17 protein-coding genes and 1 riboswitch are annotated in these 20292 nt (G+C 54.9%); of the genes, 7 read left to right on the forward strand and 10 right to left on the reverse strand.

The window, feature by feature from the left end:
• Position 1 precedes the first annotated feature (1 nt).
• The 4 genes from metH (at position 2) to H7846_RS09900 (ending at position 5106) form a co-directional block, all read left to right on the forward strand.
• Positions 2–2728, forward strand: coding sequence for a methionine synthase (gene metH, locus H7846_RS09885; protein WP_186691789.1), 2727 nt, complete (start codon positions 2–4; stop codon positions 2726–2728).
• A gap of 102 nt (positions 2729–2830) precedes the next feature.
• Positions 2831–3205 (forward strand): response regulator, encoded by a 375-nt coding sequence (locus H7846_RS09890; RefSeq protein WP_186691791.1) that lies wholly within the window; start codon positions 2831–2833, stop codon positions 3203–3205.
• 90 nt (positions 3206–3295) lie between these two features.
• A riboswitch (SAM riboswitch) is annotated at positions 3296–3408 on the forward strand.
• Between the two features lie 130 nt (positions 3409–3538).
• The gene (gene thrC, locus H7846_RS09895) at positions 3539–4825 is read left to right on the forward strand and encodes a threonine synthase (protein ID WP_186691792.1); all 1287 of its coding nucleotides are present in this window, start codon (positions 3539–3541) and stop codon (positions 4823–4825) included.
• 2 nt (positions 4826–4827) lie between these two features.
• Positions 4828–5106 carry a MoaD/ThiS family protein gene (locus tag H7846_RS09900; RefSeq protein WP_186691793.1) on the forward strand — a complete coding sequence of 93 codons (279 nt, stop codon included), beginning with the start codon at positions 4828–4830 and terminating at the stop codon, positions 5104–5106.
• Positions 5107–5172: 66 nt separating this feature from the next.
• Here the strand turns inward: H7846_RS09900 and H7846_RS09905 are convergent, their stop codons facing one another.
• Positions 5173–5325, reverse strand: a complete 153-nt coding sequence (locus tag H7846_RS09905; RefSeq protein ID WP_186691794.1) for a DUF3309 domain-containing protein — start codon at positions 5323–5325, stop codon at positions 5173–5175.
• Between the two features lie 178 nt (positions 5326–5503).
• Between H7846_RS09905 and H7846_RS17900 the strand changes: the two genes are divergently transcribed.
• On the forward strand, positions 5504–5653 hold the full coding sequence (locus tag H7846_RS17900) for a lmo0937 family membrane protein (protein WP_222597488.1): 150 nt from the start codon (positions 5504–5506) through the stop codon (positions 5651–5653).
• A gap of 60 nt (positions 5654–5713) precedes the next feature.
• Here H7846_RS17900 and lon read toward each other — a convergent pair whose 3' ends face one another.
• The 6 genes from lon to H7846_RS09935 form a co-directional block, all read right to left on the reverse strand.
• Positions 5714–8137: an endopeptidase La gene (gene lon / locus H7846_RS09910; RefSeq protein ID WP_186691795.1), complete on the reverse strand. Its 2424-nt coding sequence runs from the start codon at positions 8135–8137 to the stop codon at positions 5714–5716.
• A 113-nt stretch (positions 8138–8250) separates the two neighbouring features.
• Positions 8251–9144: an FkbM family methyltransferase gene (locus tag H7846_RS09915; protein ID WP_186691796.1), complete on the reverse strand. Its 894-nt coding sequence runs from the start codon at positions 9142–9144 to the stop codon at positions 8251–8253.
• 20 nt (positions 9145–9164) lie between these two features.
• On the reverse strand, positions 9165–10451 hold the full coding sequence (clpX, locus tag H7846_RS09920; RefSeq protein ID WP_186691798.1) for an ATP-dependent Clp protease ATP-binding subunit ClpX: 1287 nt from the start codon (positions 10449–10451) through the stop codon (positions 9165–9167).
• A gap of 163 nt (positions 10452–10614) precedes the next feature.
• A complete protein-coding gene (clpP, locus tag H7846_RS09925; RefSeq protein ID WP_186691799.1) occupies positions 10615–11205 on the reverse strand; it encodes an ATP-dependent Clp endopeptidase proteolytic subunit ClpP in 591 nt (196 codons plus the stop codon).
• 49 nt (positions 11206–11254) lie between these two features.
• Entirely contained in the window at positions 11255–12673 is a 1419-nt protein-coding gene (gene tig, locus H7846_RS09930; RefSeq protein WP_186691800.1) for a trigger factor, read from the reverse strand.
• Between the two features lie 121 nt (positions 12674–12794).
• On the reverse strand, positions 12795–14054 hold the full coding sequence (locus tag H7846_RS09935; RefSeq protein WP_186691801.1) for an aldose epimerase family protein: 1260 nt from the start codon (positions 14052–14054) through the stop codon (positions 12795–12797).
• 99 nt (positions 14055–14153) lie between these two features.
• Between H7846_RS09935 and H7846_RS09940 the strand changes: the two genes are divergently transcribed.
• Positions 14154–14867 carry a uracil-DNA glycosylase gene (locus H7846_RS09940; protein WP_255460529.1) on the forward strand — a complete coding sequence of 238 codons (714 nt, stop codon included), beginning with the start codon at positions 14154–14156 and terminating at the stop codon, positions 14865–14867.
• A 102-nt stretch (positions 14868–14969) separates the two neighbouring features.
• Positions 14970–15299, forward strand: coding sequence for a YtxH domain-containing protein (locus H7846_RS09945; RefSeq protein WP_186691803.1), 330 nt, complete (start codon positions 14970–14972; stop codon positions 15297–15299).
• 69 nt (positions 15300–15368) lie between these two features.
• Here the strand turns inward: H7846_RS09945 and H7846_RS09950 are convergent, their stop codons facing one another.
• The 3 genes from H7846_RS09950 to H7846_RS09960 form a co-directional block, all read right to left on the reverse strand.
• Entirely contained in the window at positions 15369–17837 is a 2469-nt protein-coding gene (locus H7846_RS09950; protein ID WP_186691804.1) for an ATP-dependent Clp protease ATP-binding subunit, read from the reverse strand.
• Positions 17838–18199: 362 nt separating this feature from the next.
• Positions 18200–18940, reverse strand: coding sequence for an ABC transporter ATP-binding protein (locus H7846_RS09955; RefSeq protein ID WP_186691805.1), 741 nt, complete (start codon positions 18938–18940; stop codon positions 18200–18202).
• A complete protein-coding gene (locus H7846_RS09960; RefSeq protein WP_186691806.1) occupies positions 18933–20195 on the reverse strand; it encodes an FtsX-like permease family protein in 1263 nt (420 codons plus the stop codon). The genes H7846_RS09955 and H7846_RS09960 overlap by 8 nt, the downstream gene beginning before the upstream one ends.
• Positions 20196–20292 lie beyond the last annotated feature (97 nt).

Below are 20292 nucleotides of genomic sequence, written 5' to 3' on the forward strand. Positions count from 1 at the left end.
CATGAGCGAAGGAACCTTAGCAAGTCAGAAGTTTCGTCCACTCCGTCTTTCAGGATCGCAGCCGTTCACGCAGCAACAGAACGTCTTCATCATGATCGGCGAGCGGACGAACGTTGCCGGCTCGCCAAAGTTCGCCAAGCTCATCAAAAACGGGAAGTACGAAGAAGCTGTAAGCATCGCGCGGCAGCAGGTGGAGAATGGCGCGAATGTGCTCGACATCTGCATGGATGAGGGCATGATCGATGGTGTGACCGCGATGACTCGCTTTCTGCAACTGCTGGCCAGCGAGCCGGAGGTTGCGAAGGCTCCCTTTATGGTCGATTCCTCCAAGTGGGAAGTCATAGAAGCTGGCCTGAAGTGCCTTCAAGGCAAGGGAATCGTCAACTCAATTTCTTTGAAAGAAGGCGAGGAGAAGTTTCGTCAGAATGCCCGCACGGTTCTGAAGTACGGCGCTGCTGTGGTCGTGATGGCGTTTGACGAGCAAGGGCAGGCCGCCACATATGAGGACAAGATCCGTATCTGTGAACGTGCTTATCGCATTCTGGTTGAGGTAGGACTTTCGCCGGAAGACATTATCTTCGATCCGAACGTCCTGACCGTTGCTACGGGCATGGAGGAGCATAACAACTACGCTGTTGACTTCATCAATGCCACACGCTGGATCAAATCCAATCTTCCGAACGCCAAGGTTTCGGGTGGCATCTCGAATATCTCGTTCAGCTTTCGCGGAAACAACAAGGTTCGCGAGGCGATGCACGCAGCATTTCTGTATCACGCGATTGCTGCAGGGCTGGATATGGGGATCGTCAACGCCGGCCAGTTGGAGATCTATGAGGAGATTGAGCCCGAACTGAAGGAGATGGTTGAGGATGTGTTGCTCAATCGCCGTCCTGATGCTACCGAACGACTCGTCGATTTTGGAGAAGCCCTCAAAGCAGCAGGCACCGACGCGGTAGCAACGGAGAAGAAGGCTGAGGCGTGGCGCAGCGGCACGGTAGAAGAGCGCCTGACCCACGCTCTGGTCAAAGGGATCGACGCCTACATTGAGGCTGACACCGAAGAAGCTCGCGCCAAGCTGGGGCGGCCATTGCTGGTGATCGAAGGACCTCTGATGGATGGCATGGGTGTTGTCGGCGATCTGTTTGGCGCTGGCAAGATGTTTCTGCCGCAGGTGGTCAAATCTGCCCGCGTGATGAAGAAGGCTGTGGCCTACCTGACCCCCTTTATGGAAGAGGAGAAGCGAGAGCTGGCTGCGGCAGGTTATGAGGTCAGGACGCAGGGGAAGATTGTGCTCGCCACAGTGAAGGGTGACGTCCACGACATCGGGAAGAACATCGTTGGTGTGGTGCTGGCGTGCAACAACTATGAGGTCATCGATCTCGGTGTGATGGTTCCGGCGGAAAAGATTCTGGAACGCGCCAAAGAGGTGAGGGCCGACATCGTTGGCTTGAGCGGTCTGATTACTCCGTCTCTGGATGAGATGGTGCACGTCGCTCGCGAGATGGAGCGCCAGGGGTTCAAGCAGCCTCTTCTCATCGGAGGCGCCACCACTAGCCGCGCGCATACTGCGATCAAGATTGCGCCGCATTACAGCGCTCCTGTTGTGCATGTCGTCGATGCCAGCCGCGCGGTTCCTGTATCCACGAGCCTGCTTAGCGAAGAGAACAGAGATGCATTTGTTGAGCAGCACCGCGCTGAATATGAAGCCGTTCGCAAGGCCCATGCTGCGCCTCGCCTGAAGGCGGTTCCTCTGACGGAAGCTCGATCAAGACGAACTCCCATTGAATGGCGGACGGAAGATATTCCCGCGCCATCGTTCACGGGCGTAAGAGTGCTCGATGATTTTCCCCTTGCAACCTTGCGCGAGTTCATTGACTGGTCCCCGTTCTTCCACGCATGGGGATTGAAGGGAGTCTATCCCCGAATCTTTGAGCATGAAGAGTATGGATCCCAGGCGCGCCAGTTGTTCCAGGAGGGGAATGCGCTGCTGGATCGCATTATTGAAGAGAAGCTGATTACCGCGCGTGGAGTCTACGGTCTTTTCCCCGCGAATGCGATGGGCGATGATGTCGTTCTCTATACCGACAGCACACGCTCTGCAGAGTTGACCCGTTTTCACTTTCTGCGGCAGCAGGTCAACCGTGAAGGCAGTGAGCCATGCCGGTCGCTCGTGGACTTTATTGCTCCGAAAGAGACGGGATTCGCTGACCATATCGGTGCTTTTGCCGTGACCAGTGGAATCGGCTTGAAGGACTGGTGCGAACATCTTCGCGCCAGCAATGACGATTACATGGCCATCATGGCAGAGGCTGTCGCCGACAGACTTGCTGAAGCATTTGCAGAGTGTCTGCATAAATGTGTCCGTGAGGAGTGGGGCTATGGCCGCAGCGAGAAGCTCAGCAACGATGACTTGATCCACGAGAAATATCGCGGTATCCGGCCGGCTCCAGGCTATCCGGCTTGTCCCGACCATACGGAGAAGGGAACAATCTGGGAACTGCTGGATGTAGAAAAGAACACCGGGATCCAGATTACGGAGTCTTTTGCGATGTGGCCCGGGTCGAGCATCAGCGGGCTTTACTTCGCTCACCCGGAATCGCGCTATTTCAGCCTGGGTAAGATCGACCGTGACCAGGTAGCGGACTACCATGAACGGAAGGGCATGACCGTTGCCGAGGTCGAGCGCTGGCTCAGTCAGAGCCTGAATTACGACCCTCAGCAAGGGTGAGATAATAGATCTACACAACTGGCCAATATTTTCAGGCAAAGCTGTGCCTACGTTCGTCCTGGCGAAGTTTTGAGCCCTTGAGTCGGTGGGTGGGAGACTGCCATGGAAAACGAGCTTACAAAACCTACAATTTTGCATGTATGCAACCGAGAGATGTTGCTGCCGCTGCGGGACCAAATTCTTCGCATCTCAGGCTTTGACGTGGACTCGACCCTGCATATGAAAGATGCACTACACATGTTCTGGGCAAAACACTATGACCTGGTGCTCATCGACGTTGAGGGGGAATCGGGGATTCATGCCGCTGAGACTCTTTGCTCCGAGATAAAAACGGCGCAATCAGAGCAGAGAGTAGCTTTTGTCTGCAACTGGCGGGTGGCGATCATGACCGACTGTCCGGACGAAATTCTGCGCACCGAATTTGACCCTGCGGCTTTTGTCGATGGAGTTCGCGACATTTTTAACGAACAGAAGTAGATACTCCAGGGACAACTTGCCGAGCGGGTTTACTTATGCTAAAAAAGATATATTCAGTCTGAATCGGAAGAGATTTCGAATCAGGCGCGAATTTCATGAAGAGTGGTTGAGGGACGAGCCCTATGACGCCACGACAACCGGCCTGAAACCATTATTTCGGGCGACCGGTGTCAACTCTCTCCTGGAAACGGGGAACATGAGATTCGAGGGGTGAACCCAATAGGAAGATCCCCACGATCTTAAATCCATCCCTTGGCACGTGCTTTCGGCATGTGTAGATTTCCATGAGAGACGTCAAAAAGCCTTACCTCCTCCACATGGGAGAGAGCGTCAATGAGCTATTCGTGTACGTCGACCGCGTATGAGTTGAAGTGCAATGAGTGCGGCAAGGGATTTGGGAACCAGCCCCTCTCAGCATGCCCAGATTGTCTGGCACCTCTTGAGGTGATGTACGATCTCGACTCTGCACGCGGCGTCTTTACTCGAGAAGCGATAGCGAAAGGACCGGCAAATATCTGGCGCTATGCGACGCTGCTGCCGATTCCGAAGGGATGTGACCCGGACCTTCCAGTTGGCTTCACTCCTCTGGTTCGTGCAAAGCGTTTAGGAAAGCGCATTGGCGCAAACAATCTCTACGTCAAGAATGATGCAGTCTGCTTTCCCACGCTCAGCTTCAAGGATCGAGTCGTCTCAGTTGCCTTGGCCAACGCACAAGGATTTGGTTTTGACACGGTCGGCTGCTCCTCCACAGGCAACCTTGCCAACGCTGTTGCGGCACAGGCCGTGCGGCTTGGATTGAAGGCATGTATTCTGGTTCCCGCAGACCTTGAGCCGGCGAAGATCCTCAACACGCAGGTCTACGGCGCTCGTCTGGTGCGTATCGATGGCAACTACGATCATGTCAACCGCCTTTGCACTCTGATCGCGGACGAATACAACTGGGGCTTCGTAAACGTCAATCTACGCCCGTATTACGCGGAAGGTTCGAAGACCGTTGGGTATGAGATTGCAGAGCAGCTGGGTTGGCGCCTTCCCGACAATGTTGTCGTCCCGATGGCAGGGGGATCGCTGATTCGCAAGATCAGAAAAGCATTCCAGGAACTGATCTACCTCGGTCTGGTCGAGGACAAGCCCGTCCGCTTTTTTGGCGCGCAGGCTACTGGATGCTCTCCGATTTCGCATGCAGTCAAGCAGGGTTGGGATTACATCGAACCGCAGCGTCCGAATACGATTGCCCGCTCGCTCGCGATCGGAAACCCGGCAGATGGTCCAGCTGCCGCCAAGATGATTCGACAGACAGGCGGATGGGCCGAGGATGTCTCCGACATCGAGGTTGTCTCCGGAATCCAGGAACTCGCCGAGTCGGAAGGCATCTTTACAGAGACTGCGGGTGGTGTCACCACAGCCGTGACAGCACGTCTCTACTCCCACGGAAGAATTTCACCCGACGAGATTACCGTCAGCGTGATTACAGGCAATGGACTCAAGACGACCGACGCGCTGGCAGGACATTATCAGCAGGAGCGTGCGATTCGTCCTCGCCTGGCCGATTTCGACGCCTACCTTCGCGAGTTGGATGGCATAGCCGAACCCGCACTTGTTGCAGCAGGAGAAAACTGATCATGGCAGTTAAAGTAACCCTTCCTACCGCTTTTACTCGTCATACGGACGGACGCAAGCAGTTCGATTCGTCGGCGGAAAACCTTCCAGCGCTTCTGTCGGACATCGATCGCACCTTTCCCGCGCTGGGAACGCAGATCAAGGATGATGACGGCAAGCTGCGCCGCTTCATCAATATCTATGTCAACGACGAAGACATTCGCTTTCTCGGCGGAGAGACTTACGCCTTTCAGGATGGGGATGAGATTATGTTGATCCCATCGATAGCAGGCGGCTGCTGATCTTTAGCAGAAGTGAAAAGGGGGCGCCTCAGTGGCGCCCCTCTCTTTTTAGAGGATTTATGTTTGCTAGATTCCATGCTCAAGAAGCAGGACAAGCAGCACGATGAGAATAACCAGTCCCAGGCCCCCACTAGGGTAGTAGCCCCAATTCCGACTGTGCGGCCATGCTGGATATGCACCGAATGCCAATATAAGCAGAATGATCAAAAGAACGAGCATCGAGCCTCCTCGGTGGATGTGATCAATCGACTTTTAGTAGATGCATGATAGGCGAAAACACGTTATCTTGCTCGCTAATAATGAAGAACCAAGAAGATTCCTCCGTCGGACAACATTCTCAGACTCTTTTTGTCTCTTATTTCGTGAGGAGACTTACTGCGAGAAGAAGGGAAACGAAATGTTTCTTATCCTAGCTGTTGTTTTGTTCGTAATCTGGATCACAAGTTTTCTGGTCTTCAAGACTGTAGGAATCCTGGTCCATCTGCTCTTGTTATTTGCAATTCTCTCCGTCATTATGCATTTCATCAGTGGGAAACGTGCAGTTTAAATGCAAATGAAATGGCCGGCTCTTCCAGGAGCCGACCATAGAGAAAAGGAAATCCCGTGGTCACTGTCGGGAGACAGGCTGCGAAATCTCGATCTTATTGGGAAGTACAGAAGAGATCGCTTCCGGTTGCTCATCCGTCAACTCTGGCAGCTTTCCTTCCAAGGCAATCTGTAGCACCTGATCCATATCTTCGACAAAGTGCAACTTCATCGAGGTCTTCAAAAGCTCAGGAAGGTCTGGAAGGTCCCTCTTATTCTCTTCCGGCAAGATGGCTTCGAAGATTCCTACACGATGTGCGGCCAGCAGCTTTTCCTTCAGACCGCCGATGGGAAGCACTTTTCCGCGAAGCGTAATCTCTCCGGTCATTGCAATATCGCGGCGGACCTTGATTCCGGTCAGTGCGCTTGCGAGTCCCGTGGCCAAGGTAATGCCAGCCGATGGACCATCCTTGGGGATTGCGCCCTCCGGAACGTGCACATGGATGTCGACGTTGCGATAAAAGTCTTTGCTGAGACCAAGCTGATGAGAGCGGGAACGGATATAGCTCAGAGCTGCTTGTGCAGACTCCTGCATCACATCGCCAAGCTGGCCTGTTGTGGTGAGCTTGCCCTTGCCATCCAGAACCTGGACTTCAGTCTGAAGGATTGAGCCGCCGACCTCTGTCCAGGCGAGGCCCGTGACGAGGCCAACTTCGCTCTTCTCATGTACCTGGGAGTCGCGAAACTTGGCTACGCCCAGCAAATCAGACAGGTTCTCTGCCGTGACCACCTCTTTGTGAGTGGAGCCATTCTTTACGACGCGGCGAGCGACCTTACGGCATACATTCCCGATCTCGCGTTCGAGATTTCTGACGCCTGCCTCGCGCGTATAAGCGCGGATGATCTGGCGAATCGCTTCGTCTTCGAAGACAATCTGTTTTTCGGTCAGGCCGGTCCCTTCACGCTGCTTCTTGACCAGGTATTGCTTCGCGATTTCCAGCTTCTCAAGCTCGGTGTAGCCGTGCAGCCGCAGAATCTCCATGCGGTCCTGCAGAGGCCCTGGAATCGTGTGCAGCACGTTCGCAGTAGCCACGAAAAGTACCTGCGACAAATCGTATTCAACGTCGAGATAGTGGTCCTGGAACGATGTGTTCTGTTCGGGGTCAAGTACCTCGAGCAGAGCACTGGCCGGATCGCCGCGGAAGTCCGATGCCATCTTGTCGATCTCGTCGAGCATGAAGACAGGGTTTTTTGTGCCAGCCTTCTTCATCGATTGAAGAATCTGCCCGGGAAGAGCACCAATGTATGTCCGGCGATGGCCGCGAATTTCGGCTTCATCACGCACGCCACCCAGCGACATGCGAACAAACTTACGACCGGTTGCCTTGGCAATCGACATCCCGAGAGAGGTTTTTCCAACGCCTGGAGGCCCAACGAAGCACAGAATGGAGCCTTTCGGGTTCTTCACCAACTGACGGACTGCGAGAAATTCAAGAATGCGTTCCTTGATCTTTTCCAGCCCATAGTGGTCTTCGTTCAGAATATTTTCTGCATGCTCAATCGAACGAATTTCTTTGGAGCGCTTCTTCCACGGCACGGCCAGAAGCCAATCCAAATAGTTTCGCGAAACCGTAGACTCGGCCGACATGGGAGGCATCGCTTCCAGCTTCTTCAATTCCTGGAGCGACTTCTCCTGAACATCCTTCGGCATACCGGCGGCTTCGATCTTCTTTCGCAGATCGTCAAACTCCGACTTTTCGCCGCGCCCAAGCTCTTTCTGGATAGCCTTAATCTTCTCGTTGAGGTAGTACTCTTTCTGCGCCTTTTCCATCTGGCGCTTTACGCGCGACTGGATGGTGCGGTCCATGTTCAGCTTTTCGATTGCCAGGTCAAGCACATCGGCCACCCGCGCCAGACGCTGCTCCGGATCAAAGACCTCCAGGAGCTGCTGCTTCTCCTCGATCGGAAGCTGTAGATTGGCAGCGATCGTGTCGGCGAGTTTGGAGGGCTCGTCCAGGCGAACGCTGGCGGCCATCGTCTCATAGTTCAAAGACTGCTGCAGCTTAACGTACTGCTCGAACAAGGAATGAACCCGCTGCATCAGCTGTTCGACCTGTGGCGTCGCCTCGAGTTGTGTTTTGCCCGTACGAACAGTGGCAACAAAGAAACCGTCGGAGTCATTGACCTCTACAGAGCGGGCTCGCTCGACACCCTCGACCAGAACCTTGATATTGCCGTCGGGCATCTTGACGCTCTGTACGATGTTACCGATTGTTCCGGTGGCATAAATATCGTCGGCTGTCGGCTCATCGACCGAGGCGTCATGCTGCGTTGCTAAAAAGATCTTGCGATCCCCGGAGAGCGCTTCTTCCAATGCTCTTACACTGGATTCGCGACCAACGACGAACGGCGTCATCATGTGAGGAAAGATGACCATGTCACGGATCGGCATCATCGGAAGTTTCTGGGTGCTGCCGCTGAGAGTTTCTTTGGTTGCGTTGCTCATTGTCCTCCCGATTAGACGCATAGAGAGATGCAAGGATGCATCCCTACAGTATCCGCCTCAGCTGATTGTAACGCCTGATTTTTGGGAGTGTTCAGATTTATAGTGTCCGAATCTCAGAAGCTCTTATTTACAACACGGAAGTGCGGCGCCGATTTCAGGCGAGCCTCTATTTGTGATACATCCCTCACATAAAGCGTATTGTTTCCTCCCTTATTTTTTGACGGGATTGGAGTGAGGGAGCGGGTCACAGGATTGTAGGTACAAGGACTAAAGCCATTTGCTGATAGACATTCATGGACAGAGCGTTCATTCTCATTCAATCCGGTTTCAGAACCATTCATTTCGACGATGAGGCCGAGTAAAGAGGGATTTTTAAGAGTCAAGGTCGAGCCAGCAATGACCTCTGATTCCCATCCCTCGACGTCTATTTTGATGAGTTGAGGGACTTTGTTTTGGAGAACCATGTCGAGAGAAGACACCCGAACATTGATCGACGGGCCATCATAGTGAACATCGTCGATTACCTTGTTCATTGTGTCTCGGCTGGAAGTGAATCGCAAGATGGCTTCTTTGCTGCCAAGTCCAATATTATGAGCTGCAACTTTATCGGAGACACTGTTTATCCGAATATTAGCGCATAGTTTTTCAAACGTTTGTGGGATCGGTTCCACGGAGATGACCGTTGAGCCAATGGCTCCAGCGGCAAGCACAGTGTAAATTCCAGCATTTGCGCCCACATCGACAAAGAGATCGTCAGCTCGTAGCAAGTGAAGAAGAAAGGCACAATCGAAAAAGTCGCTAAGTCCGGTATAGATGTTTTGCGTAACCCCCGTCATTCCTGGGGAGGCAATAAAAACGGTGTCGTTGACAAAGGGCACAATAACAGGCCCCGGAACGAGACGACTTCCGACCTGCCACTTTGCATAGCGCAGGAGGGATCCTCGACGATCTGAATTGTTCAGCGGATGTTGAATAATGTACTGGAGCGTGCCAAGCAATTGCTTCACTGCTTACTCCATGATCTAGATTACCCAGCCTTCTCCAGCAACATCGGGACTGTCAGATCGCGATTCTTGACCATCGTCTCGGTAATTGCGATCTCTTTAACCTTTTTGTTTCCCGGAACATGATACATCAGGTCGAGCATCAGCTCTTCGATAATCATGCGCAGGCCGCGAGCCCCGACTTTACGCATCAGGGCCTCGCGAGCGATGGCTCGAGCGGCCTCGTCCGTGAAGGTTACCTTGACACCCTCGAAGTCAAACAGCTTTGCGTACTGTTTCAGGATCGCGTTTTTTGGTTTCGTCAGGATCTCGATCAGTGCCGCTTCATCCAGTTCGTCCAGAATTCCCATGACGGGGAGCCGTCCGACGAACTCCGGGATCAAGCCATATTTCAGCAGGTCCTGAGGCTCCGCCTGACGTAGCAGCTCAGCATCACGCTGGGCGCGAATCGGCATCACGTCGCTTTCCTTCGCCTCAGTTTCCTGCACGGCCTTGAAGCCGAGCGCCTTCTTGCCGACTCGTCTGCCGATGACCTTTTCGAGTCCGACAAAGGCCCCACCGCAGATGAAGAGGATATTGGTGGTATCGACCGCCGTGAACTCTTGGTGCGGGTGCTTACGTCCACCCTGCGGCGGAACGTTGGCGACTGTACCTTCCAGAATCTTCAGAAGCGCTTGCTGCACGCCTTCGCCGGAAACGTCGCGGGTAATTGAGGGATTCTCATCCTTGCGGCCGATCTTATCGATCTCGTCGATATAGATGATCCCGCATTGGGCACGCGCCACGTCTCCATCAGCGGCTTGTAGCAACTTCAGAATGATGTTCTCCACGTCTTCACCGACGTAACCGGCCTCGGTTAGCGTGGTGGCGTCGACGATCGCGAAGGGGACGTCCAGCATCTTGGCCAGAGTATGCGCCAGAAGTGTCTTGCCCGAGCCAGTGGGGCCTACCAGCAGGATATTCGACTTCGCCAGCTCTACATCGTTGCCGCGGGTCTTGTTCATCTGGATGCGCTTGTAATGGTTGTAGACCGCGACAGCCAGCTTCTTCTTGGTCGTCTCCTGACCGATCACATACTCATCCAGAAATGCCTTGACCTCCTGCGGTTTGGGCAGGTGGGCAGGAGCCGCTCCGGGGGCGGCCTCGGTGCGGTCATCTTCCAGAATCGAATTGCAGACCGCAACGCACTCGTCGCAGATGTAGGCTCTGGGGTAATCGGATGGAGATGAGATAAGTTTCGCTACGGCATCCTGCGACTTATGGCAAAACGAGCAGCGAAGCGATTCCTCTGAGCCTCGAGAAGTTTTCATAAATGCGACAGCTCCTGTTGGTACAACACGACCAACCTTCTGTTAATGATTTTACACCGGTTTGGATCGGAGAACGGTTCAGCGAAGGTACCACAGAGGGTGCAGAAAAACGAAGGCCCTGAGCCTGAGGGGGCGGGGCCTTCGCGGGGTGGTATGTGGAGATCTAGGTTCGCGGCCGATCGATGATGTCATCGATAATGCCGTATTCCTTGGCTTGAGGAGCCGTCATGATGAAGTCGCGCTCCACATCGCGCTCGATCCTCTCCAGCGTCTGACCGGTATTGGCGCTCATCAGCTTGTTGGTGATTTCGCGAATACGCAGGATTTCGCGCGCGTGAATATCGATATCTGTGGCCTGGCCGCTGAGGCCTCCCATGGAGGGCTGATGAATCAGGATGCGAGAGTTGGGAAGAGCGAACCGCTTACCCTTTTTACCCGCCATCAGCAGGAATGCGCCCATCGATGCGGCTTGACCGATGCAGAACGTCACTACATCGTTCTTGATGTACTGCATCGTATCGTAGATCGCCAGACCTGCTGTGATCGATCCGCCAGGAGAGTTGATGTACAGCTGAATGTCCTTCTCCGGGTCTTCGCCGCTGAGGAACAACATCTGCGCAATGATGACATTGGCAATGTTGTCGTCAATCGGAGTTCCCAGGAAGATGATGTTGTCACGCAGCAGACGGCTGTAGATGTCGTAGGCGCGTTCGCCCCGGCTCGTCTGCTCGATCACCATCGGTACAAGTCCCATAACGCTCTCTTTCTTTTTCAGACCCGCAGTTGAAATCAGAGGTTACGCTCTACGAGGCCAACTTTTCGTAGAGCACGCTTGCAGTCTTCTCGCGTCGCATCTGCTCTCGAATCCGATCGAGGCCACCGTCTTTCGCCAAACGGTCACGGAGTGTCTCCAACGGTTCGCGAGACTGAAGCGAGAGCATCAAGAGCTCGCGGTCCAAATCTTCCTCGTTGATTGTGACTTTTTCCGCTTCGCCGATCTTATCCAGGATCATCGACGCCTTGACTTCATTCAGCGCCTGATCGCGCTGAGCGGCGCGCAGACGTTCGAAGTCGAGACGGCGCATCTCTTCCGCCGACATCCCCTGCTGCGCCAGCGCACGCAGGCCGCGATCCAGACGGGCATCCACTTGCTGCTGCACGAACGATTCGGGAATAGGGAACTGGAACTTCTGCACCAGCTCATCCAGCATCTTGTCGCGAGTCTGGCTCTCGAGTGCACTCTTCTTGCGGTCCGCAGCCATCTCGCGCAGCTTGGCCTCGAAATCGTCCCAAGTCTCATAGTTTCCGAGCTGCTTGGCAAACTCCGCATCCCGCTCCGGATAGGTCTTACGCTTGATGGCCTTAACGGTCACGTCGTAAGCAACTGTCTGACCTGCCAGACGGGGCTCGCCAAACTCAGCCGGATACGCTACTTCAAAGCTCATCTCCTGACCGGGCTTTGTTCCACGCAGGGCATCATTGAATGCGGGCAGGGTGTTCTTACCGCCAATCTCAACCAGCACATCTTCGCCGGTGATGGGTTCGGTCTTCGAAGCGTTCTCGGCGCCTTCTTCTGTCACGGTCTGTGCCAGGTCCTTAACTTCGCCCTTAAACTGAATCTCGGCCCAGTCGCCGTCGACTAAGGGACGATCTTCCTCAACGGTTTCGACGGTGGCGTGGCTGTCGAGAACACGGCTCAACTCGGCCTGGTATTCATCCTCGGTCAAAGTCACATCGGGACGGGCGATCTTCACATTGTCGTAGCCGTCGACAGAAAACTCGGGCGCGACCTCAAAGGCTGCCTTGAAGCGCAGCGGCTCACCGTCATGGAGCTGCAAATCGAGAAGCTGGGGCTGCGAGATCGGGCTCAGCTTCTGCTCGTCGATGGCCTTGCGGAAACGTTCGGAGACCAGTGTCTCCAGCACTTCCTGGCGAACCTCTTTGGCAAACTTCGAGCGCACCAGCGACTCGGGAACCTTGCCTGCGCGAAATCCGGGAATCCGCGCCAGCTTCTGGTAGCGCTTGACGACATTCTTGAATGCTTTGGAAACCTCGTCTGCCTCCACCTCGACCGAAATCTCTTTCGTCAGTTCAGGATTCAGCGTCGGGCCATGCTGATGGGTGTGGTCATGATCATGGTCGTGGGCGTGCGTGTGGGCCGCCTCGGGGTGCTGCTCGGCAGCATTGTTGGTCTCAGTGGTCTCTGTCGGGGTCAAATCCATGCCTTCCAATCGGTCGCGTGAAAATTGTGCGGCAGCCGCTCACTCGCGCTGCGTGGCACGCGCCTCAGTTATTACTGTACGAGGCTTGGTTGCGGAGGGTCAAACTGGCTCAACAAGCTGTTTATGGTTGGTCCTGCTTTGGGGGATTCAATGAGAAAATCTCCAGACGTATGCTCCACGAGGCTGACTGGCCCGGTTGCAGGACCGCCATCCCCGTATCTTCATCCTTTGGCCACTCTCTACCAAACGGATCGTCATAGTTGAATCGTGGCTCGAGCATGACAAAATCCCCATTCATAGGAGATTCCACATGGATGGCCTTAATGGAAGGGCTTAGCATTGTGATCCGCAGCCCATAGTCGTTGATCGGATCACGCATCTCCAGCACAGGGCCGCTATCCAGCGGAGCCTGCTTCAAGTGCACGAAGGTATCGTTTAGAGAGAGGTCTTTCAGCGCTGTCCCGGAGCGCGAGCTGAAGTCGTACTTCGATCCCTCCACCGATAAAAGACGGCCCGTTGGAAGGCCGGACTTCGAGTCCCGGATCTCTTCCCGCATAGTACTGGGTAACCGCAACAAAATGGCTCCACGATCTCCGTTGAGTACGGCAAATCTTGGTCTCCAACCAATGCCAACCGGCTCTGGAGCTTGACCCGTATTGGTTGCGATGATCTTCATCTCGAGGGCACGGCTGCTCATCTGCACGCTGGTACGGATCTGCATATGCGACGGCCACGCACCGTCGAAGTTCCTGGCATCGTAGATTGCCTCAGCTTCTCCACCATCAGGCATGATGTTTGTCTTCGAACTGGTGGACGGCATCGCTAACAGCAGTCCGCCTGAGGCAATCGAAGTTCTATTTCCGGGTAGGTGAAGAGTTGTGTTTTGCCAGCCTACGTTGAGAGAGTCTCCCGAGAGCGTTCCAAAGATGTTGCCAGCCCAGGGAGCTTCGATTGCGCCTCCCATGGCGAGACTCGCCGCTCCGTGAACATCGTCGTCTGTCCCGCTCATGGCTTTCGCGGCATCCGCAAGGGATGGCGAAGCCAGCAAGCTGACCCGACCTTTTTTAGGAAGGATCGCGGTCAGTTGCAGCAGATTCATGCCGCGTCCCGGGAGCAGGGTGGCCGATAGAAACTCCGGAACAGTATTGCCTTCAATCGGCAAACGTTCGAGCACCAAGGCATCCTGTCCTCCAGGCTGCGGAGCCGGTGGTTCGTGAGGCTGGGATGAGTGGCGGAGATTGGATTTGAGCTGAGCAAAACGTCCTCGCGTGTGAGCTCGCCAGCCGATGGCTAGCCCGATGACAAGGAGCACGATCACCACAATCGTCAAAGCGCCTGAACGAAGAATCGCCTCTTGCCACAGCCGTCTTAAGGAACCCATCAACCGCTCTCTCACATGCTCAAAATACATCATTCCAAAGTACCACCTGCTAAAGGGGTGAATATTCAGCTAACGTTTCGCGCAGCTATCATGGAAGAAGTGAAACGTTCCACTCAACCGGTTCTGCCGCCTGCTCTTCTGCGTGTCCAGCAGGCCATTACCTCCTGTGAGAGATGCACACGCCTCCGCAATTACTGCAAAGGAATTGCCGAGACCAAGCGTCGTGCCTACCAGGATCAGACTTATTGGGCGCGTCCAGTGGCAGGTTTTGGAGACCCGCGAGCGCGCGTCCTGATCCTCGGCCTTGCGCCAGGGGCCCACGGAGCTAATCGCACCGGTCGCCCGTTTACAGGAGATGGCTCCGGCTACTTCATGTATCCCGTACTCCATGAAACTGGATTCGCCAACCAGCCCCAGGGCACTTCCCGCGACGATGGACTGAAGTTGCGCCATGCCTGGATCGCCTCGGTTGTTCGCTGCGCTCCCCCTGGAGACAAGCCCACGCCCCAGGAGATTCGGAACTGCGCTCCGCATCTCGCTGCCGAAATCGAAGAATTGAAGCAGCTGCGGGTCGTTGTCTGTCTTGGCAAAATCGGCTTTGATGGCTACCTTGCATACCTGCTATCAAAAGGAATCATCGAACGCAAATCGGCTTACAAGTTTGCTCACGGAGCGCATTATGTATTGCCGAATGGGATGCACCTGCTATGCAGTTACCATCCTTCGTTGCGCAACACGAACACGGGTCGGTTAGATAGCGCGATGTTCACCCGCATTTTCATCCAGGCCAGGGAATTAGCAGGCCTCAAATAATCTACGAAACTCCCGAAAGCCAACCCAGATCCCGATCGTCGAATCCTACCAAGGCAGTGTGAGTTGTAAAGAAAGTAGACATTCCACAAAGAGGAACCCTGCATGAGTGCGAAAAACTATTGGCTGGCTTTTGGAATCGGGGTCTCGGCGGGTGCGGCAATTGCCTTGCTTTATGCTCCCCAGAGTGGCGCCAGGACGCGCAGAAAGCTACGCAAAGGCGTCGAAGAAGCGGGAGATTATTTGCAGGATGCGGGCGACTATCTCAAGGCTCAGGCAGAGCGGTTCGGCGACGAAGCCCAGGATGCGATTAAGCGGGCTCGGAATCAGGCATCACACCTGGTAGACCGGGCAGGCGACAGGGCCAGCGATGTCGTCGGTTCCGTCTCCGAGGTTGTCAACAGCGCAGTGAAATCGGCTAAGGCGCGCGTCTAAAAGATTGGCAGGAAAACAACAACGCCCCGGTTGTCCCGGGGCGTTGTCGTTGGGTGGTCTGAACCTGAATCAGACGGCGGAGAGCGCAAGGCCCGAGATTTTATCCTCGCCGTCGTTCGAGATCGGACGGTAGAACAACTGGTTGTTTTCAAGGTAGACCTCAAGGAATGCCGGCCGCTGCGGAATGCCGCCAGCGATCAGCGCTTCTGAGAGCGGATCTTCGATGTACTTCTGCAACGCCCTGCGCAGAGGGCGCGCTCCGTACGTGCGGTCTGAGGCCGTCTTTTCGATGATCCACTTCTTGGCCTCATCGGTCACCGAGATCGTGATCGACTTGTGCACCAGGTTTACGTTCAACTGTTGCACCAGCAGTTCGAGAATCTGCATCAGGTCCTGATCGTTCAACGAGGTGAAGATGATGATTTCGTCCAGACGGTTCAGGAACTCAGGGTTGAAGGTACGCTTCACCTCGCCCTTGACGAGCTCTTCCATCTTGTCGAGTACCAGTTCTTCTTTCTCACTCTGGAAGCCCAACCCCTGCCGTTTCTGCAGATGTTTGGCTCCGATGTTCGAGGTCATGATGATGATCGTGTTCTTGTAGTCGACCGTGTTACCGAGACCGTCGGTCAACTGGCCATCTTCAAAGACCTGCAATAGCAGGTTGAAGACATCCGGATGAGCCTTCTCGATCTCGTCGAGCAGCACAACGCAGTACGGATTGCGCTTCACACGTTCGGTGAGCTGTCCGCCCTCTTCATAGCCCACATATCCTGGAGGCGAACCGATGAGCTTGCTCACGGAGTGCTTCTCCATGAACTCCGACATATCGAACCGGATCAGCGCCTTTTCTGAGCCGAAGAGGAACTGCGCCAAGGTGCGAGCCATCTCCGTCTTGCCGACGCCGGTTGGTCCGAGGAACAGGAAGCTGCCGATCGGCCGGGCCGGATTCTTCAGACCAGCTCGCGAACGGCGAATCGCACGTGCCAGGGCAGAGATAGCCTTCTCCTGCGAGATCACGCGCTTGTGCAGTTCTTCTTCTACGCGAAGCAGGCGTTGCGTCTCTTCTTCCTTGAGCGAAGTGATGGGGACGCCAGTCCACCGGCTGACCACATCTTCAATGTCCTCGCGCGTCACGATGCCTGCCGAGGAGTCGTCGAGGTGATACTTGTCGCGCAGAGCACGCAGGTTCTCGCGCTCCTTGCGCTCTTCGTCCGAGTAGAACCGTGCTTTCTCGAACTCGTGGTTCGCGATGGCATTCTCCATGCGGTGCACGATGAATTTGATCCGCTTCTGGACCTCGGTGATCTCTTCGGGCAGGGAAGTCTGACGCAGCTTCACACGCGCTCCCGCCTCGTCGATCAGATCGATGGCCTTATCGGGAAGGAAGCGATCAGGGATGTACCGGCTCGAATGCGACACAGAGAACTGGATCGCATCGTCCGTATAACTGACAGCATGAAACTTCTCATACTTGTCTTTGATCCCCATCATGATCTTGACTGCGTCTTCTTCCGATGGAGGCGGAACTTTTACGGCCTGGAAGCGCCGTTCCAGCGAACGGTCCTTCTCGATCGACTTCCGATATTCGGCAGGGGTCGTTGCGCCAATGCATTGAATCTCGCCACGGCTCAGCGCAGGCTTCAGGATGTTTGCCGCATCCAGAGAGCCTTCTGCTGATCCCGCGCCGACCAGCGTGTGCAGTTCGTCGATGAAGACGATAGAGTTCTGGTTTTCCATCAACTCCTTCATGATGGTCTTCAGACGTTCTTCGAACTGACCGCGGTACTTTGTGCCTGCGACGATCAGCGAGAGATCGAGCGCCAATACCCGTTTGTCCGCCAGAAAGCTCGGAACCTCACCGTCGGCGATCTTCTGGGCCAAACCCTCGACGATAGCCGTCTTACCAACGCCCGGCTCACCAATCAGGACTGGATTATTCTTCGTCCGGCGGCAGAGGATCTGGATGACCCGATCAACCTCTGTGTCCCGGCCAACTAGGGGATCGAGTTGCTGGTCCATCGCCGCCTGAGTGAGGTCGCGCGAGAACTCTGCCAACATGCTCTGCTCGTTACGCTGGCTCTTTCCGGACTGAGAAGAAGGGGACTTCTCCTGGGTGGTCCGCTGCAATTCCTCTCGAATAGCAGGCAGCCGCAACCCACGCTCTGTCAGAATCTCAGCCGCAAAGCATTTCTCCTCCCGTAACAAGCCCAACAACAAGTGTTCCGTCCCGATGTGTTTGTGGGAGAGACGCTCTGCTTCCTCGGCCGCATACGCCAGCACTCGTTTGCATTCATTCGAAAGCGGAAGATCAACCGAGGTCGACACCTTCTCCCGAATCGTCGTATGTCCTTCAATCTGCTTGCGAATGGACTCCACCGAGGCATGCGACCGCAGAAAGCGATTCGTCAACGCCTTGTCTTCCCGTAGCAATCCCAGCAGCAGGTGTTCCGTTTCAATATACGGTGACCCGAACTGACTTGCTTCGTAGCGGGCAAAGAAGATTACCCGCCGCGCCTTCTCCGTGTAGCGTTCGAACATGTTCTCCCTTTCGAACCCGGCACCATCTCAGCCTGTAAGAGCCTTCGATGGGCGCTTATTTCCAACTTCCATTCCCCGCGTCCTGTCTTGCCCGCCTGGAGAACACATTGGGTGCTACCGCCTTATGCGGCGCATCCATCCACTGGTACTAGTGTAGTCGCCGCGTCAACTCGTGCCTTATCTCGCAAAAGTTACTGCTTACACTACATCAATACCTATTCGACGCGATATGTGAAAAATGGGTTCATATGCCGGTAAAGCGGTATCCATCAATAAGTTCATGTCTGTCAAGAGGAAGTCCGCATATACAAAGCGGTATCCGTCGATAAGTTCACATCTCAGATGAAATGCCCAAAGTGCAGTTATCGGCACGGAACGTTTTCAAGCCGGCCATTCTTCAATCGAAGCATCCGTCCGCATCTCCCTGCAAAATCAGTATTATGCGTCACCAGAATGCTGGTAAGCCCATGGGCTCGATGCAGTCCCTGAATCATTTCAAAGACTGCTTCACCGGTCCGGGTATCCAGATCTCCGGTCGGCTCATCGGCCAGCAGGAGCTTCGGTTCCGTGATCAGGGCCCGTGCCAGGGAGATTCTCTGCTGTTCACCGCCGCTCAGCTCACCGGAACGATGCTGTCCGCGATCGGCCAGCCCAACCTCTCCGATCCAGAACTCCGCCCGTCGCAGTGCAGCGTCGCGACTCATCCCTCGTGCCAGCAGGGGCATGGCAACGTTCTCCAGTGCGGTGAATTCTGGCAGCAGATAGTGGAACTGCCACACGTATCCCACATCACGGTTGCGAAATTCCGCCGCCTGCCGCGGAGTGAAGGTACTCAGTCGCGACTCCCCGCAGAAGACCTCGCCCGCCGTAGGCTTATCCAGCGCAGCCAGCAGATGCAGTAAAGTGCTTTTACCGGCTCCGCTCTCACCCACAATGGCGACCATCTCTCCGGCGAGAATTGTCAGGTCCAGTCCGCGAAACAGCTCTACTTCGCCACGCGCTGCTCCTGCAACTGCCGGGTAGACCTTCGTGAGCCCTTGGGCCTGTAGAACCACTTGTGGACCGTGCGGCGTTGGAAGGGGTTGAAGGGTCGCCTCATTCATATCGCAACGCCTCCGCCGGCAGGACTTTTGCTGCGCTTCCACTGGGGTACAGCGTAGCGATCAAGCTAACCCCCAACGACACCGCCGCAACCACTACCCCGTGCCACACACGAGGCGCAAAGGGCAGATAGTCGATGGAATATACCGATGAATCCAGAGGAAAGTGATAGTGGCCGCCGAACCAGCTCAGTCCATATCCAAGAAGCAGTCCCAGCGCTGTGCCGATCACACTGATCAGCAACCCTTGCAGCAGAAAAATCCTTCGCACCTGCATCTCTGTCACGCCGAAGCTCATCAGCACAGCAATATCGCGTGTCTTCTCCATCACCATCATGGTCAGGGCGATCAGAATATTTAGTGCAGCAACACACACGATTAGAGCAAGCACAATGAAGGTCACAATCTGCTCGAGCTTCAATGCGCGGAACAACTCACGATTCTGCTCCATCCAACTCGTCGTCTGGAAACCCCCGCCTGCTTCCTGCTCAATCACCTTCGCAATCTGGTCTGCTTTATAAAGATCATCCACTTTGAAGCTGATCACCGAGATCAGGTCCGGCTCCGAAAACAGCCTCTGCGTATCTTTCAATCGCATAAAGGTGTAGGTGTTGTCGTACTGATAAAAACCTGACTTGAAGATTCCCGCCACCTTGCAGCGTTGAACTCGCGGCAGCCAGCCCAGCGGAGTCATCTCACCCAATGGACTTGTAACAACAACGACATCGTCCACCTTGGCGCCAAGCGTCTCGGCCAGATCCTTGCCAATCACAATTGGCGGCATCGCCTGGCTGATTGGTTGATTCCCTAATTCGCTGTCTGGCGAACTGACGGGCTCCAGGGCTTCGGCCGATCCCTCGTATATCTTTTGCAGCAGATCTCCCACGGTCTTCTCTTCAGCGGGAATCACTCCCTTGACCAGTCCTCCACCACTCCTTGCTCCGCGCGAGATCAACACTTGCCCGTAGAGTCCCGGGGCAGCGGCAGTAACATGCGGAGTCTTTCTCAGCCTCTCCAACAACGGTTGCCAGTCTTTGATGCCATCGGCCGCAATTCGCATCAGGTCGATATGTGCAGTAGATCCCAACAGCCGTGCCTGCATATCCCGCCGCATCCCATTCGTGATCGCCAGGGCAATGATCAGTGAGGCGACGCCTGCTGCTACTCCAATCACCGAGATGATCGTGATCATGCCGACTACGGCCTGGCGGCGTTTCGCCCTGAGGTACCGCGCCGCAATAAATAGTTCAAATCGCATTCAGTCTCAGCTTACTAGGTTGTAACGATAGACTCTGGTCTGTTCAGCCTCGAGTCCTCACAAAAGCCATTCTGGGTGAGTCGGAGGGGTCTACGGT

Origin of the sequence: Edaphobacter sp. 4G125 (assembly GCF_014274685.1) — a bacterium.
In the GTDB taxonomy this organism is placed as follows: Bacteria; Acidobacteriota; Terriglobia; order Terriglobales; family Acidobacteriaceae; genus Edaphobacter.